Annotated in this window: 1 protein-coding gene and 1 pseudogene; both read left to right on the top strand. The window is 59.8% G+C overall.

Annotated features, from left to right (window positions below):
* Nucleotides 1-204 (top strand): annotated as a pseudogene (locus tag ACAN56_RS35530) (hypothetical protein); the annotation flags it as partial.
* 183 nt (nt 205-387) lie between these two features.
* The coding region (locus ACAN56_RS35525) for a condensation domain-containing protein (protein WP_489685717.1) at nt 388-1,658 on the top strand (1,271 nt) is incomplete at its 3' end.

Below are 1,658 nucleotides of genomic sequence, written 5' to 3'. Positions count from 1 at the left end.
GGCGACGGACTGGCACGGGGTTATTTAAACCGGCCGGAATTGACGGCGGAGAAATTCGTAGACAACCCGTTCGAGCCGGGGACGCGGATGTACCGGACCGGCGATTTGGCGAGATGGCTGCCGGACGGCAACCTGGAGTACCTGGGCCGGATCGACCACCAAGTGAAGATCCGCGGCTACCGGATCGAGTGCGGGGAGATCGAGGTGCGGCNCGAGCCGGGGACGCGGATGTACCGGACCGGCGATTTGGCGAGATGGCTGCCGGACGGCAACCTGGAGTACCTGGGCCGGATCGACCACCAAGTGAAGATCCGCGGCTACCGGATCGAGTGCGGGGAGATCGAGGTGCGGCTTCTGGCGCATGCGCAGATCCGCGAAGCGGTGGTCATGGCCCGCGAGGACGAGCAAGGGCAGGCATACTTGTGCGCGTATCTCGTGAGTGACGAAGCTGTTCCGGTTGTAGAACTACGGGCGCACCTGGCGGTACAGCTGCCGGAATACATGATTCCGTCTTACTTTGTGGAGCTGGAGAAGCTGCCGCTGAACTCTAACGGCAAGGTGGAGCGCAAGGCGCTGCCGGCGCCGGAATCGGCGCATACCGGCAGCGTCTACGAAGCGCCAAGCACGCCGACGCAGCGGCAACTGGCGGAGATTTGGCAGGAAGTGCTGGGAGCGGAGCAGGTCGGCGTCCACGATAACTTCTTTGTGCTGGGCGGCGACTCGATCAAGGCGATCCGCCTCGTCAGCCGGATGAATCGCGACATGGAGGCGGCCCTCCCGTTAAAAGATGTGTACCTGCATCAGACCATCGGAGAGTTGGCTGAGCTTTTGGCGCAGGAGCACAAGCCGAACCGGCAGCTGGAGTCGGGGCGGGAGATGCTGGAGCAGATGAAGCGGCGCATCATGGAGGATTCCGAGCAGGCGAAGCACCTGCCAGAGGATTACGAGGACGTGTATCCGCTTAGCAAAATTCAACAGAGCATGGTGTTCTACTCAAGATTGCGGCCGGAGGAGCCGATTTACCACGATCAGTTCTTATATCATTTCAAAATCGTTTCGGTAGAACAGTTCGCAGAAGCGCTGCAGCGGTTATCCGACAAGCATCCGATTCTGCGTACCACCTTCGATCTCACGCATTTCGAGGAAGAGGTCCAGCTTGTGCACGACCGGATCGTGCCAGAGTTTTCGGTGGAAGATGTCTCCTCACTTAGCCGGGAGGAGCAGGAGCGCGTCATCCGCGCGCATATCGATCAGGACCAGCGCAACTTGTTCCGGTTCGACGGCGAGGTGCTGTGGCGAGTTCGTTTGTTCCGGCTGAACGTACGCTACGATTATTGCATGGTGTTTACGTTCCACCATGCGATTCTGGACGGATGGAGCGTGGCGTCCTTTCAGCAGGAGTTTGCAGGCATTTATCAGCAGCTGCTGCAGGGAGAGCCGGCGGAGGTCAAGCCGCTGGATAGCAATTACAAGGATTATGTGGCCATCAACCGGTTCCGGGAGAGTGACGAGGAGAGCCGGCAGTATTGGATCCGCGAATTGGCGGGGTATACCCGCAACAAGCTGCCGTTTAACTACGCGGGCAAGAAGAGGGACCGCGGAGCGGCCAGCAAAATTTACCGCAGGCCACTGAGCAGCACGCTGCTGGGAGCCTTGAA

This window comes from Paenibacillus paludis (assembly GCF_042610515.1).
Classification (GTDB): Bacteria; Bacillota; Bacilli; order Paenibacillales; family Paenibacillaceae; genus Paenibacillus_AQ.
Note: the sequence above shows the minus strand (reverse complement) of the source record. Positions and strands in the feature narration are given on the sequence as shown.